The sequence below is a fragment of the Pseudomonas sp. Pseusp21 genome (assembly GCF_059492145.1).
Genome location: NZ_CP168520.1, coordinates 5130423 through 5144578, shown reverse-complemented (window position 1 = coordinate 5144578; position 14156 = coordinate 5130423). Strand labels below are relative to the sequence as shown.

10 protein-coding genes are annotated in these 14156 nt (G+C 62.3%); 7 read left to right on the top strand and 3 right to left on the bottom strand.

The window, feature by feature from the left end:
* Positions 1–109: 109 nt before the first annotated feature.
* The 3 genes from ACEN93_RS23340 to ACEN93_RS23330 all read left to right on the top strand — a co-directional run bounded on the left by ACEN93_RS23340 (position 110) and on the right by ACEN93_RS23330 (position 2743).
* Positions 110–976 carry a LysR substrate-binding domain-containing protein gene (locus ACEN93_RS23340; protein ID WP_085666813.1) on the top strand — a complete coding sequence of 289 codons (867 nt, stop codon included), beginning with the start codon at positions 110–112 and terminating at the stop codon, positions 974–976.
* Positions 977–1064: 88 nt separating this feature from the next.
* On the top strand, positions 1065–1535 hold the full coding sequence (locus ACEN93_RS23335) for a RidA family protein (RefSeq protein ID WP_495610550.1): 471 nt from the start codon (positions 1065–1067) through the stop codon (positions 1533–1535).
* Positions 1532–2743, top strand: coding sequence for an aminotransferase class V-fold PLP-dependent enzyme (locus tag ACEN93_RS23330; RefSeq protein ID WP_495610549.1), 1212 nt, complete (start codon positions 1532–1534; stop codon positions 2741–2743). The genes ACEN93_RS23335 and ACEN93_RS23330 overlap by 4 nt, the downstream gene beginning before the upstream one ends.
* Here ACEN93_RS23330 and ACEN93_RS23325 read toward each other — a convergent pair.
* On the bottom strand, positions 2713–3054 hold the full coding sequence (locus ACEN93_RS23325; protein WP_007959194.1) for a hypothetical protein: 342 nt from the start codon (positions 3052–3054) through the stop codon (positions 2713–2715). The genes ACEN93_RS23330 and ACEN93_RS23325 overlap by 31 nt on opposite strands.
* 239 nt (positions 3055–3293) lie before the next feature.
* On the opposite strand from ACEN93_RS23325, the gene rapA reads away from it, so the two are divergent.
* A complete protein-coding gene (gene rapA, locus ACEN93_RS23320; protein ID WP_039771405.1) occupies positions 3294–6140 on the top strand; it encodes an RNA polymerase-associated protein RapA in 2847 nt (948 codons plus the stop codon).
* A gap of 201 nt (positions 6141–6341) precedes the next feature.
* Here rapA and ACEN93_RS23315 read toward each other — a convergent pair whose 3' ends face one another.
* Positions 6342–7691 (bottom strand): spinster family MFS transporter, encoded by a 1350-nt coding sequence (locus ACEN93_RS23315; protein ID WP_039771403.1) that lies wholly within the window; start codon positions 7689–7691, stop codon positions 6342–6344.
* 301 nt (positions 7692–7992) lie between these two features.
* Between ACEN93_RS23315 and ACEN93_RS23310 the strand changes: the two genes are divergently transcribed.
* Positions 7993–8346: a YkgJ family cysteine cluster protein gene (locus ACEN93_RS23310; protein ID WP_039771496.1), complete on the top strand. Its 354-nt coding sequence runs from the start codon at positions 7993–7995 to the stop codon at positions 8344–8346.
* Between the two features lie 163 nt (positions 8347–8509).
* Entirely contained in the window at positions 8510–10792 is a 2283-nt protein-coding gene (locus tag ACEN93_RS23305; protein WP_285411891.1) for a putative bifunctional diguanylate cyclase/phosphodiesterase, read from the top strand.
* Here ACEN93_RS23305 and ACEN93_RS23300 read toward each other — a convergent pair.
* Complete coding sequence (locus ACEN93_RS23300) at positions 10683–11579, bottom strand: NAD(P)-dependent oxidoreductase (RefSeq protein ID WP_495610548.1); 897 nt, start codon at positions 11577–11579, stop codon at positions 10683–10685. The genes ACEN93_RS23305 and ACEN93_RS23300 overlap by 110 nt on opposite strands.
* 197 nt (positions 11580–11776) lie before the next feature.
* Between ACEN93_RS23300 and ACEN93_RS23295 the strand changes: the two genes are divergently transcribed.
* On the top strand, positions 11777–13978 hold the full coding sequence (locus tag ACEN93_RS23295; RefSeq protein ID WP_210711112.1) for a hypothetical protein: 2202 nt from the start codon (positions 11777–11779) through the stop codon (positions 13976–13978).
* The last annotated feature ends 178 nt before the right edge of the window (positions 13979–14156 follow it).

The following is a 14156-nucleotide window of genomic DNA, read 5'->3' as shown; positions in this document are numbered from 1 at the left end:
GCGAACGCTGACCAGCCACTCGCCTGAACCCTCTACAACATTTCATGTACCGCCCACCGGATTTGCTTGCACAATCGGCGCCTCGCCCTGAATCCGAAGGATCTGCGCCGTGCCCCTGCATCAGGACCTGCCACCGCTGATGGCCTTGCGTGCCTTTGAGGCCGTGGCCCGTCATTTGAGTTTCATCAAGGCTGCCGATGAGCTGTCGGTGACCCAAAGCGCGATCAGCCATCAGGTGCACAAACTCGAAGAATTCCTCGATCAGCGACTGTTCGTGCGCCGCACCCGGGCGATCGATCTGACGGCCGCCGGCGAACATTACTATCGGCAGATCGAGCCGGCCCTCGCCGCGATTGCCGCCGCCACCCACGACCTGCGCGGCGAGCGCCCCACCACCTTGCGCATCGGCCTGCTCGCCTCCTTCGCCACCTTGTGGCTGGCGCCACGTCTGGCGGACTTCAACGCGAAATACCCGAACATCCATGTCGAACTGCTGCCCGCCGTGCAACTGGCCGACGTCGATGCCGGCGAGGTGGATCTGGCGATCCGCTACGGCAAGGGCGGTTGGCCGAAAGTCCAGGCCCGGCGGTTCATGGCTGAAACCCTGACGCCAGTCTGCAGCCCGGCCTTCAAGGCCAAAGGCGTGACCAACGGCCCCTTGCTGATGGCCAAGTCGCACCAGCCGTTCGAATGGATCGACTGGCAGCAACACAGCGGCATCGATCTGGCTCATGTGCCCAGCGTCATGCTCCACGACTACAACATCGTCGTCGAAGCGGCCGTCGCCGGTCAGGGCATTGCCATGGGTCGCCAGCGAATGATCGAACGGCGGATCAAGGAAGGCGCGCTGGTACCGGCTTTCGACACCCCGCCGATGCTCGGCGAGATCGGTTATTGGCTGGTCACGCCGCAACGCCCGCCCACGCCGGCGGCGCAGAGTTTCTGCGAATGGCTGGAGGAAACCGCGAACGCATGAGTTTTTTGGATGCGTCGGATTAAATCTATCCGTTTGTCGCCCTTCGCTCGCCCCAACATGCTGAAGCCCTCACTCAGGAGGACTTCCCATGACCGATTCCCTCAGCCAACGCGTGCAACAACTCGGCCTGCGCCTGCCCGAGCCGAGCCAGCCAATCGCCAATTACGTCAACCACGTGGTCAGCCAGAACCAGTTGTTCATCTCCGGGCAGATTCCATTGCTCGACGGCAAACCTGCGTTCATCGGACGACTGGGCGAAGCGATCTCCGACGAAGAAGGCGCCAACGCCGCTGAACTGGCTGCCTTGGGCCTGCTCGCCCAGTTGAGCCATGCGCTGGGCGATGACCTGTCGAAGCTAGTGCGCATCCTGCGCCTCGGGGTTTTCGTGGCCGCCACGCCGGACTTCAAGGCTCAGGGCATCGTCGCCAACGGCGCCTCGAATCTGCTGGTCAACGCCCTCGGCGACAAGGGCCGACACGTGCGTACCGCGGTCGGCGTGGCGAGCCTGCCGGCCGGCGTCGCGGTGGAAATCGACGCAATCTTCGAGCTCAAGCCGTGAACATCGACGACATCTTGCGTCTGCGCGCCGCCACGCCCGGCTGCGCCCAGGTGATCCACTTCAACCACGCCGGCGCCTCGCTGCCAAGCCACGCCACCCTCGATGCAGTGATCGAACAGCTGCAACGCGAAGCACTCGGCGGGCCGATGGAGTCGGCAGACAACCGGGTCCAGGAACGCGCGCGCAATGCGGCCGCCGTCCTGCTCAACGCCCAGCCCGAAGACATCGCCTTCGCCAGCAGCGGCTCGGCAGCCTGGAGTCAGGCGTTCAACGCGCTGGGGCCGTGGCAGCCCGGCGAACGGATTCTGGTGGGTCGCCATGAATGGGCCGGCAACCTGGCGTGCATGGCCGAAGCGGTGAAGGCCGGCGCGCGGCTCGAAGTGATTCCTTGCGATGCCAAAGGTGCGGTCGATCCGCAAGCCCTGGCGCAGATGATCGACGGCCAGGTACGTCTGATCGCCCTGACCTGGCTGCCGGCCAACGGCGGTCTGATCAACCCCGCCGCGCAGATCGGCAATGTCGCGCGGCGCCACGGCATCCCTTATTTCATCGACGCCGGCCAGGCACTGGGACAGTTGCCCTGCGATGTTCAGGCCTTGCAGTGCGACGTGCTCAAGGGTGCCGGACGCAAGTTTCTGCGCGGGCCGCGCGGCACGGCGTTGATGTACATCCGGCCGCAATTCCTGCAACGGCTGCTCCCCGTGCAACGCGATGTACTGTCGGCGCCGTGGGACGGCAAGCGCTTTACCCTGCGTGACGACGCCCGCCGCTTTGAAACCAGCGAGGTATCGCTGGCCCTGCTGGCCGGTCTGGCCAATGCGCTGGAGGAGTACAACCGCCTCGGCGCGATCCCCGTCCGCCAGCGCATCGAACAACTGAGCAGCGGATTGCGCCAACGCCTGAAGGCGATTCCCGGTCTGACACTGCGGAATCTCGGCGCGGCCAATCAACAATCCGGGCTGATCGCCTTCACGCTTGAGGGCTGGGACAGCGTGGCGCTGAAGCAGACGTTGGCCGGACGGCGAATCAACATCGGCGCCAATGGCGTGGCCTACACGCCGCTGGACATGCAGGCGCGCGGGCTGACAAATATTGCGCGGGTGGCGGTGAGCTACTTGAACACACAAGAAGAAATCGACGTGTTGCTGGAAAACCTGACAGAGCTGGCCGCCCGGCCTCAGATTTCGATGTCGACCCAAAGCCCCTGACGCGGCTGATCTTCCATCAACGGCGCCACCGGCACAGTGTTGTCGGCATTGAGTTCGGTGCCGGGAACGGCGAGGTGCGCTTCGGGGTCGTCGTCGGCTTCGCGGCGGCGGCGATCGCGTTCCTGCTGGCGGCGCTGCTCTTCGCGCAGCAGATAGCCGTCCTCTTCCGGGTCGCGCTTTTGCAGGTCGATGGTGCTTTCGTTGGAGCTTTCCTGCACCGGCACCACAGGGGGAATGTCCGGTCGCTGGCGGATCGGATCCTGCTGGGAGGTGATCGGCACGGCGCTCAGGGGGAGCATCGGTGGCAGCATATGAAGGGTCTCCTGTCAGCAAGCTATCGGCTGGGGCGAGGTTGCCTTGAACCATCTGTCGCAAACTTGTGACCGGGTTGGCACTCACAGGTGCCCCGGCCCTGCGTAAAACTGACAGATGACCACATTTGCCTTACTTGCAGCGTGCAGCCAAAAGCTCGTTACCGCTCCTTATCCTTTGGCCTCGGGCCCTCATTCCGTTAAGATAGCCCGCTTTTTCAAGGTGGGAGTCAGGCAGCATGGCGCAGCAGTATCAACCGGGGCAACGCTGGATCAGTGACAGCGAAGCAGAGCTTGGTTTAGGCACCGTTCTGGCACAGGACGGCCGCTTGTTGACCGTGCTTTACCCGGCCACTGGCGAGACTCGCCAGTACGCGCTACGGAATGCGCCCCTCACCCGCGTGCGGTTCTCGCCGGGCGATTCGATCACTCACTTCGAAGGCTGGAAGATGACCGTCCAGCAAGTCGACGACGTCGACGGCCTGATGGTCTACCACGGCCTCAACGCACAGAACGAAGCGGTCACCCTGCCGGAAACCCAGCTGTCGAACTTCATTCAGTTCCGCCTGGCCAGCGACCGTCTGTTCGCCGGGCAGATCGATCCGCTGGCGTGGTTCTCCCTGCGTTATCACACTCTGGAACACACCAGCCGCCAGTTGCAGTCTTCGCTCTGGGGCCTGGGCGGCGTGCGTGCGCAACCGATCGCCCACCAGCTGCACATTGCCCGTGAAGTCGCCGACCGCATCGCGCCGCGCGTACTGCTGGCGGACGAAGTGGGTCTGGGCAAGACCATCGAAGCCGGTCTGGTGATCCATCGCCAGTTGCTGTCGGGCCGCGCCAACCGCGTGCTGATCCTGGTGCCGGAAAACCTCCAGCACCAATGGCTGGTGGAAATGCGCCGCCGCTTCAACCTGCAGGTCGCGCTGTTCGACGAAGAACGCTTCATCGAAAGCGATGCCACCAACCCGTTCGAAGACACCCAGTTGGCCCTGGTGGCACTGGAGTGGCTGGTCGACGATGAAAAGGCGCAGGACGCCCTGTTCGCTGCCGGCTGGGACCTGATGGTGGTCGACGAAGCCCACCACCTGGTGTGGCACGAAGAGAAAGTCAGCCCGGAATACTCGCTGGTTGAACAGCTGGCCGAAGTCATTCCCGGCGTGCTGCTGCTCACCGCTACCCCGGAACAACTCGGTCAGGACAGCCACTTCGCCCGTCTGCGCCTGCTCGACCCGAACCGTTTCCATGACCTGGCCGCCTTCCGCGCCGAGAGCGAAAACTATCGCCCGGTGGCCGAAGCCGTTCAGGAGCTGCTGGACAAGGGTCGCCTGTCGCCGGCCGCGCACAAGACCATCCACGGTTTCCTCGGCAACGAAGGCGAAGCCCTGCTCACCGCCGTCAACGATGGCGACACCGAAGCCAGCGCCCGCCTCGTGCGTGAACTGCTCGACCGCCACGGCACCGGCCGCGTGCTGTTCCGTAACACCCGCGCCGCCGTGCAGGGTTTCCCGGAGCGCAAACTGCACCCGTACCCGCTGCCATGCCCGGACGAATACCTCGAACTGCCCCTGGGCGAACACGCCGAGCTGTACCCGGAAGTCAGCTTCCAGGCCCAGCCGGACGCCAGCGAAGAAGAACGCTGGTGGAAATTCGACCCGCGCGTCGAGTGGCTGATCGACCAGCTGAAAATGCTCAAGCGCACCAAAGTGCTGGTGATCTGCGCCCACGCCGAAACCGCGATGGACCTGGAAGACGCCCTGCGCGTGCGCTCCGGCATCCCGGCCACGGTGTTCCACGAAGGCATGAACATCCTCGAGCGTGACCGTGCCGCCGCCTACTTCGCCGACGAAGAGTTCGGCGCACAGGTGCTGATCTGCTCGGAAATCGGCAGCGAAGGTCGCAACTTCCAGTTCGCCCACCACCTGGTGCTGTTCGATCTGCCGTCGCACCCGGACCTGCTGGAACAGCGGATCGGTCGTCTCGACCGGATCGGCCAGAAGCACATCATCGAACTGCACGTGCCGTACCTGGAAACCAGCCCGCAAGAGCGCCTGTTCCAGTGGTATCACGAAGCACTGAACGCATTCCTCAACACCTGCCCGACCGGCAACGCCTTGCAGCATCAGTTCGGCTCGCGCCTGCTGCCGCTGCTCGAAGAGGCCGACGACGGCGAGTGGCAAGCGCTGATCGACGAGGCGCGCACCGAGCGCGAGCGCCTGGAAGCCGAGCTGCACACCGGTCGCGACCGCCTGCTGGAACTCAACTCCGGCGGCGCCGGCGAAGGTGAAGCGCTGGTCGAGGCCATCCTCGAACAGGACGACCAGTTCGCCCTGCCGATCTACATGGAAACCCTGTTCGACGCGTTCGGCATCGACAGCGAAGACCATTCGGAAAACGCCCTGATCCTCAAGCCGAGCGAGAAGATGCTCGACGCCAGTTTCCCGCTGGGCGACGACGAAGGCGTGACCATCACCTACGACCGCAACCAGGCGCTGTCACGCGAAGACATGCAGTTCATCACCTGGGAACACCCGATGGTGCAGGGCGGCATGGATCTGGTGCTGTCCGGTTCGATGGGCAACACCGCCGTTGCGCTGATCAAGAACAAGGCGCTCAAGCCAGGCACCGTGCTGCTGGAACTGCTCTACGTCAGCGAAGTGGTTGCCCCACGCTCGCTGCAACTGGGCCGTTACCTGCCGCCGGCCGCCCTGCGCTGCCTGCTCGACGCCAACGGCAACGACCTGTCATCGCGCGTGGCGTTCGAGACCTTGAACGATCAACTGGAAAGCGTGCCGCGCGCCAGCGCCAACAAGTTCATCCAGGCCCAGCGCGATCAGCTGACGCCACGGATCAACGCCGGTGAAGACAAGGTCACCCCGCGCCACGCCGAGCGCGTCGCCGAGGCCCGCCGCCGTCTGGCAGCCGACACCGACGAAGAACTGGCACGCCTGACCGCATTGCAAGCGGTCAACCCGACCGTGCGCGACAGCGAACTGGATGCCCTGCGCAAGCAGCGTGAACAAGGTCTGGCGATGCTCGACAAGGCCGCGCTGCGACTGGAAGCGATCCGGGTGCTGGTGGCGGGCTAAACTGCCCTGCTCCATCGCCAAAAACGAAAAGGCCCGCAGCGATGCGGGCCTTTTTTTGTCTGCCCCCCTCACTGATCGTTCCCACGCTCCGCGTGGGAATGTCTCAAGGGACGCTCCGCGTTCCAGTTCTCGAATCGGACGCAGAGCGTCCCGGGCTGCATTCCCACGCTGAGCGTGGGAACGATCAGGCGATGCAGGTCATCAAGCGGTAACGGCCTGACTCTGCGGCTCAACCACCGCCACCATCCCGTCCTTCATCCGCTTCGCATCCCGCACAAAGCAGCGCGAGGCGAGGAACAGGAACACCATGGTCAGGAACAGCGCCACCGGAATCAGGTACATCGCATCATGCAGGCCGACGGCCTTGAAGGCTTCGGTCATCTGCTCGGCGCCCGCCGAGGCCATCGCCGACTTGGCGAAGTGATCCGACAAACCACCGACCACCACCGGGCCCAAGCCGCCACCGAGCAAATACAACCCGGCAAAGAACAGCGCCATCGCCGTGGCCCGCAGTCGCGGTTCAACCACGTCCTGAATCGCCGTGTACACACAGGTGTAGAAGTTGTAGGCGAACAGCCAGCCAACGCTGAACACAGCGACAAACACCCCGATCTCGATGCGCCCGGCATGCAGCGCCCACGCCGTGCACAGGGTCGAGATGATCAGGCTGAACGCGGCAAACAGCAGTCGCCCGTTAGCCACCCGCTGGTGAATCTTGTCGGCGATCCAGCCACCGAGGGTCAGGCCGATCAATCCGGTCACACCGACGATCACCCCGGTCGCCACCGCCGCGTCCTGCAACGGCATCAGGAAATAACGCTGGAGCATCGGCACCAGGAACGAGTTGCAGGCGTAGGTCGCGAAGTTGAAGCACAGCCCGGCCATCACCAGCCACAGGAAGGTCGGCACGGCGAGGACGCGGCGGATCGGTTTGTCGACTTTCTCCTGGGACACCTGCACGGTTTCCGCCGCGCCGCGCTTGGGTTCCTTGATGAAGAACATGAACACCGCCAGTACCAGCCCCGGCACGGCGGCGATGAAGAACGGCGCGCGCCAGCTGTCGAACGCCTTGACCATCCAGCCGATGGTGAAGAAGGCCAGCAGCAGCCCCAGCGGCAGGCCGAGCATGAAAATGCCCATGGCCCGGGCCCGGCGATGGGCCGGGAACAGATCGCCGATCAGCGAGTTGGCGGCGGGCGCGTAACTGGCTTCACCAATGCCGATGCCCATGCGCACCAGCAGGAAGCTCCAGAAACTGCCGACCAGACCGTTGACCGCCGTCAGCGCGCTCCAGGTCGCCAGGCCCCAGCCCATCAGTTTGCTGCGCGAACCGGTGTCGGCCAGGCGGCCCAGTGGTAATCCGGCAATCGCGTAAACCAGAGTGAACGCGGTGCCGACGATCCCCAGCTGAAAATCGCTGAGGTGCCATTCCATGCGGATCGGCTCGATGATGATCGCCGGGATGGTGCGATCGAAGAAGTTGAACAGGTTGGCAAGGAACAGCAGGAACAGAATGCGCCAGGCATTCGCCGCTTGGGTCGAGTTCTGCATGGGTCCGTCTCTTTATTGTTATGAGGGCTTCACTGCCAACGCATCGAGCCCGGAACCTGCAATCTAGTCACGCTCGTCGGGGCTGTCTGTGATCATTCGCCAGCCTGATGACGGGCCATGGCCGTGTAACGAAACGTAAGCCCTTGAAATGCTTCGAATCCCCCGAAAAACGGGGGTTTTGCAGAAAAATCCGGCAATGAAAAAATACTTTCACGCCCCCCTTCCCAACGCCGTGGCGAAGCCTAGAATGGCCGCCGGATCCGTCCGGATCCTGCCGATCAACCCCTTTGATATCCCGCCCATGTCCGAAGTCAGTCCGTGTCTGAATTGCGGTGCCTGCTGTTCCCATTTTCGTGTGTCATTTTTCTGGGGTGAATGCGCATCCTCCGGCGGGACCGTGCCCGATGAACTGGTCACCCAGATCACGCCCAGCCGGGTCGCGATGATCGGCACCGACCGCAAGGCGCCGCGCTGCACCGCGCTGGAAGGCGAAGTCGGAACAGCCGTGAGTTGCACGATCTACGACAAGCGTTCCAGCCCCTGCCGGGAGTTCGAAGCGTCGTGGGAAAACGGCGAACAGAATACCGACTGCGACAAGGCACGTGCCCGGTTCGGCCTGCCGCCGCTGCAACCGCACTGGAACGAAGTCGCCTGAGTCCAGGCCTTTCAACGCTTAGTGCCAAACGCTATGACGCTAATGCCGAAATCATTAGCGCCAATGTGCCACTACCGCTTGCACGGCAAAAACCGCCTCTATACTGCAAACATTCGCCTGCGTTGATGACGCAGTAAGGACGTATTCAGAGACGGGGCATGCTATGGAGTGGCTTGGTTTGCAATTTGTTGCCGAGCAGCCGGAGAGCGGGCAGGTCATCCTCAATTGCACACACAATCCCCTGTTGGTGCTGGTGGCCTACCTGGTCGCCTGCGCCGCGAGTTTTGCCACCCTCGACATGGCCGAACGGGTCGCCCACGCTGAAGAACCCGGTTCGCAGCGACTGTGGCGCTGGATCGGCGCGACCTGCCTGGCCGGCGGGATCTGGGCCATGCACTTCATCAGCATGCTGGCGTTCCAGGCGCCGATCGACATTCAGTACGATCTGCCCGTGACCCTGTTTTCCCTGGTGATCGCGTTACTGGCGTCCTGGCTGGCCATGCACACCCTCAGCCATCCGCAGCCGAGTCTGCTGCAGTACCTCAAGACCGCCATCGTCATCGGCCTCGGCATCGCCGGCATGCACTACGTCGGCATGGCCGCCATCGAATCCGCCGCCACGGCCTACTACGAGCCCACCCTGTTCCTGTCGTCGATCGTGATCGCCATCGGCGCCAGCTTCGCGGCGTTGTGGGTCGCCGGCAACTTGCGCGAAGGCAGTGGCCTGCACATCCAGATGCTCAAATACCTGGCCGCGCTGATTCTCGGCGCCGGCATCCTCAGCATGCATTTCACCGGCATGGCAGCGCTGCAACTGGTGCTGCCCGAGGGGCAATTGCCGACCCTGGCGTCGCAATCCAGTCACTTGCAGTTGGGCCTCACCGTCGCCCTGATCACGTTGCTGATCCTGGGCAGCGCGATCAGCGCCGCGCTGGCCGACAAGAAGCTGCAGAACAAGGAACACGATCTGCGCCGGGTCAACGCTCTGCTCAGCCAGCTCGATCAGGCGCGCATGTCGCTGCAGCACGTGGCCAACTATGACGCCCTGACCAACCTGATCAACCGGCGCGGCTTCAATCAGATCTTCGCTGAAAAACTCAGCCAGAAAACCAGCGAAGGCGGCATGCTCGCGGTGATGTTCCTCGACATCGACCACTTCAAACGCATCAACGACAGCCTCGGCCATGACGCCGGCGACGAACTGCTGAAGGTCATCGCCCAGCACATCAAGGGCTCGGTGCGCAGCCATGAAGACGTGGTGGCGCGATTCGGCGGCGACGAGTTCTGCATCCTCATCGGCCTGCGCGACCGCGAAGAAGCGCGCAATCTGGCCCAGCGCATCATGCTCAAGATGAAAGAACCGATCGAACTGGCCGGACGACGCATGGTGATGACCACCAGCATCGGCATCAGCCTGTTTCCCGAGGACGGCTCGACCTGCGATGAACTGCTCAAGCATGCGGATCTGGCGCTGTACCAGTCCAAAGGCGCCGGGCGCAACGGCGTGCACTTTTTCGATTCCAACCTGAAAAACCGCGCCAGCCTCGAACTGCAACTGGAGGAAGAACTGCGCCACGCGCTGCGTCAGGAGAACGGTCTGTTGCTGTATTACCAGCCGATCTTCGAACTCAAGACCGGCAAGGTCACCAAGCTCGAAGCGCTGATCCGCTGGCAGCATCCGGTACACGGCCTGCTCACCCCGGATCGCTTCATTGCCATCGCCGAAAACAACGGCCTGATTGCCGAGCTCGACAACTGGGTCCTGCGCAAGGCCTGTGAAGATCTCGGCGAGCTGTCGCGCCATGGCTGTGAAGAGCTGAAGATCGCCTGGAACTGCTCACCGCTGAATCTGGCCCGGGAAGAGCTGGCCAATGAAATCGAGCACGCCTTGCGCAGCGCCGGGGTCGCCCCGGAACGGCTGGAACTGGAGGTCACCGAAAACGCCTTGATGGGCAACATCGCCAACACCCTGGTGCTGCTGCGGCAGATCCGCGCCCTCGGCGTGTCATTGTCGATCGACGACTTCGGCACCGGCTATTCGTCGCTGGCCTATCTCAAGCGCCTGCCGCTCAACACCCTGAAGGTCGACCGCTCGTTCATCCTCGATATTCCCAAGGCCACCGCCGACATGGAGATCGTCCAGGCGATCATCGTCATGGCGCACACCCTGCATTTGCAGGTGGTCACCGAAGGCGTCGAAAGCCTGGAGCAATACGAATTCCTCGAGCGCTCGGGCTGCGACTTCATTCAGGGCTACCTGCTCAGCCGCCCGGTGCCACTGGCCGAACTGCGCCCGGTACTGGAGGAAATCAACCAGCGCAAACACGCGCACGTGCTCAATCCGCTGAGTCTGGCGCGCGGTACATTTGCACCAGTGTCGCTGGATCCTTCTGCAAAAAACCTTGTGCCCCATGCAGGCGCATCAGTTGTGCGGCCAATCCGCTGATCGGTGTGGCCGAGCCGGTTTCCCGGGAAAATTTCACCGCGGTATCCAGATCCTTGAGCAGCGTGCGCACGTGCCACTTCACCGGTTCGAAACGGCTTTCGGCCATTTGCGGGGCGAGGATCTGCAACGGTTTCGAATCGGCAAAACCACCGGCCAGCGCTTCGGCAATCAGGTTGGCATCGACCCCGGCCTGCTCGGCCAGCGCCACCACTTCGGCGATCACCAAAGCGTTGCAGGCGACGATCATCTGATTGCAGGCCTTGGTCACCTGACCGGCGCCGACGCCACCCATGTGCGTGACGCGCTGCCCGAGTTCGAGCAATACCGGTCGTACGCGATCAAGATCCGCTGCATCACCGCCCACCATGATCGCCAGGCTGCCGGCCTCGGCCCCGACCACCCCGCCGGACACCGGCGAATCGAGCCAGGCCATGCCTGCCTTGTCGGCCAGTTCGGCGGCCATTTCACGGGTGGCCGTCGGTTCAAGGCTGGAAAAATCCACCAGCAACTGACCGGGTTTCGCCCCCTCAGCCACGCCGGCCGGACCGAACACCACTTCGCGCACCACCGCCGTGTCGGCCAGGCACAGCATCACCACGTCAGCCTGCTCACAGAGCTCAGCGGGCGTCGCCACCTGCCGGGCGCCGGCCTCGACCAGCGGCGCGCACTTGGCCGGGTTGCGGTTCCACACCGTCAGCGGGTAACCGGCGGCCAGCAGACGGCGGCACATCGGCAGGCCCATCAGGCCGATTCCGGCAAAACCCAACGAAGGTCGCGTTGACATCATTTAGCCTCCTTTTGATTAAAGATCGCCGAATAATGGCCGATCCATCATCAATCAGGAAAGGATTCCCCCGCGCGACACTCAGGCCAGACCCCTGACGCACGGGCCAAACACGCGCAGAAAAAAGACGCGAGATTCCCATTCCGTGAGGTTCGACGACAGCGGTCGTTGAACCAACCAGTCCAGGTAGATGGCGCTCAATGACTTCTAAAAACAATCCGGCCACTGCGGTATCCGATCTGACTCTGAGCCCTGCGGCGAACAGCCCTGCCCCGATGAAGCCATTGCCCCCCTCGCGCCCGCTGGGCACCCAGCAATACCTGTACTTCACCGAAACCAACACCGACCGCATCCTCGACAACCTCGATGGCCTGCGTGACCTGGTGTTCCCGCGCCCGCCGCACCTGGAAGGCGACAACGAACAGCACAACGATCAGGAATTCCCCTCGGTGTGCCTGATCGGCCTCGGTCGCTGCGGCTCCAACATCGCCCTCGACGTGGCGGAGCTGGTGTACAACGCGCGCAAGTTCTACCTCAACGAATTCAACAACGAGGATCGCCCCTCAAGCGATCGTCGCTTGGCCGACAAGGGCTACAGCCCGGCCCAGTGGATCAAGCAGAACCTGCGGATCGGCCCGAACAAGTCGACCAAACCGGTGTTCCTGGTGGAGCCGCTGGTGATGCTCGGCGACCTCGACAAGGACATTGCCGGGCGTATCCGTTTCTCGCGCAAGGGCGAAAAAAGCGGCTTCCTGCGCGACTACAGCAAGATGAAGATCATGGACTTGTCCGAAGTCCACGCCGGTGGCGCCGGTAACGCGCCGATCCTCGGCCAGTACCTGGCGAAGATCATCCTCAACAAGGACACCCAGCGTTTCTCCAGCCCCGACTGGAAAATGATCCACTCGTACCTGATCGACAGCTGCGGCATCAAGGCCAACCAGTCGCGCCTGTATTTCTCGATCTTCAGTGCCGGCGGTGGTACCGGTTCGGGCATGGCCTCGGAATTCGGCCTGGCCCAGCAGCACTCGTACATGAACAAGACGTTCGACACCAAGCCGATGGACGAGCATGACGGCAAGAGCGGTCATTCCTTCGTGTTCGAACCGATCTTCACCAGCGGCATCTGCGTGCTGCCGAACATTTCCGATCACCGCAGCGAAATGTCCGAGGCGCTGCACATCAACGCCGGTCGTCTGCTGTGCAAATACCTCTCGGAAGAATGGGATTTCTCGTACAACTTCGCCAACGAAGACAGCAGCGAAGCCAGCGTCATGGGCCGTATCCGCCCATGGAACGCGATGATGCTGATTTCCAACGACATCATGCGTTACGCCGAAGAGAGCGATGACGGCAACATCCAGAACATTGATGTCAATGCGATGGAGAAGCACGCCAACCAATACATCTCGCAGCAGATCTTCAACATTCTGACGGCCCAGGCGGTCACGACCGACTACGACCAGAACTATTTCCGTCGCGCCGGCATCGACATCGGCGAGACCATTCGCCTGGACGCCAACGACCTGTTCATGAGTCTGGCCGGCCCGGTGGCGATTGCCTACGCCGAATCCGTGGTGCCGGAAACCCCGCCGCCGAGCAGCGACAAGTTCAAGGTGTTCGACAAAGAGCCGCAGCGCCTGAACATCGACGACCTGTTCTTCCGCTCGATCGACCTGCCGCACTTCAATAAAGTGACCCAGGCCATCGAAGGCATCAGCCTGTTGCCGATCGAGTCCAAGCGTTATCGCGCCTCGCTTGAGCAGTACAAGAATTCCGGTTACGACGCGGCCGCGCTGCACGACCTGCACTTCTTCAAGAACTGCTCGTCGGTGGTCTCGATCGTTTCGCTGCCGAAAGACTACAAGCTGTCGTACATGGACCTGAACCGGTTGAAGACTCACCTCAACAGCCTGTTCCCCAACACCACGCTCAAGCGTTATGCGCTGGTGATCGGTGCGTCCGCCAACTTGTCGCTGACCACCCTTATCGCCAAGAGTCCGTGCCTGTCGGACGACTTCCTGACGCTGATCGTGGCGTTCATCAAGCGTTGCTTCGCCAAGACCCCGTACCGATTCGACGAGACCTTGGACAATTCGATCCTCGATTTCATCATTCAGGAAGAGTTCGATGAGGACCGCATCGACGACCTGCTCAACGAATTCGAGAACCCGGCGAAGATCCTCGATACCAACTGGTACGCGATCAAGCCGATGTATGAGAAGAAGTACCGCGAACTGATCAACGACAAAGAGAAGTTTGTCTCGATCAATGACATTCGCCTGTCGCGCGATTGCGTGAAGAAGTCGATCAAGTACCTGCGTGAGATCTACCGTCACCGGATCGGCAAGACCAAGGTTATTTCCCTTAATAACCATACTGGCAAGTCTTACTCGGTCTGACACCAGATCGAGGCGCCCCCATCGCGAGCAGGCTCGCTCCCACAATGGAATGCATTTCCTGTGGGAGCGAGCCTGCTCGCGATAAGGCGCTCAAATTCCCGGTTTATTCAGTTTTTCCAACATCCCGAAACAATTAAGCAGCCGTCAGGCTGCTCACTGAACTGTGCCCGTTACGTTT

Bases quoted from the DNA above. Each gene is read 5' to 3' on its own strand.
- ACEN93_RS23305 (WP_285411891.1), top strand. From the start codon at position 8,510: ATGGAGTGGCTTGGTTTGCAATTTGTTGCCGAGCAGCCGGAGAGCGGG.
- ACEN93_RS23295 (WP_210711112.1), top strand. From the start codon at position 11,777: ATGACTTCTAAAAACAATCCGGCCACTGCGGTATCCGATCTGACTCTG.
- ACEN93_RS23335 (WP_495610550.1), top strand. From the start codon at position 1,065: ATGACCGATTCCCTCAGCCAACGCGTGCAACAACTCGGCCTGCGCCTG.
- ACEN93_RS23325 (WP_007959194.1), bottom strand. From the start codon at position 3,054: ATGCTGCCACCGATGCTCCCCCTGAGCGCCGTGCCGATCACCTCCCAG.
- ACEN93_RS23300 (WP_495610548.1), bottom strand. From the start codon at position 11,579: ATGATGTCAACGCGACCTTCGTTGGGTTTTGCCGGAATCGGCCTGATG.
- ACEN93_RS23315 (WP_039771403.1), bottom strand. From the start codon at position 7,691: ATGCAGAACTCGACCCAAGCGGCGAATGCCTGGCGCATTCTGTTCCTG.
- rapA (WP_039771405.1), top strand. From the start codon at position 3,294: ATGGCGCAGCAGTATCAACCGGGGCAACGCTGGATCAGTGACAGCGAA.
- ACEN93_RS23310 (WP_039771496.1), top strand. From the start codon at position 7,993: ATGTCCGAAGTCAGTCCGTGTCTGAATTGCGGTGCCTGCTGTTCCCAT.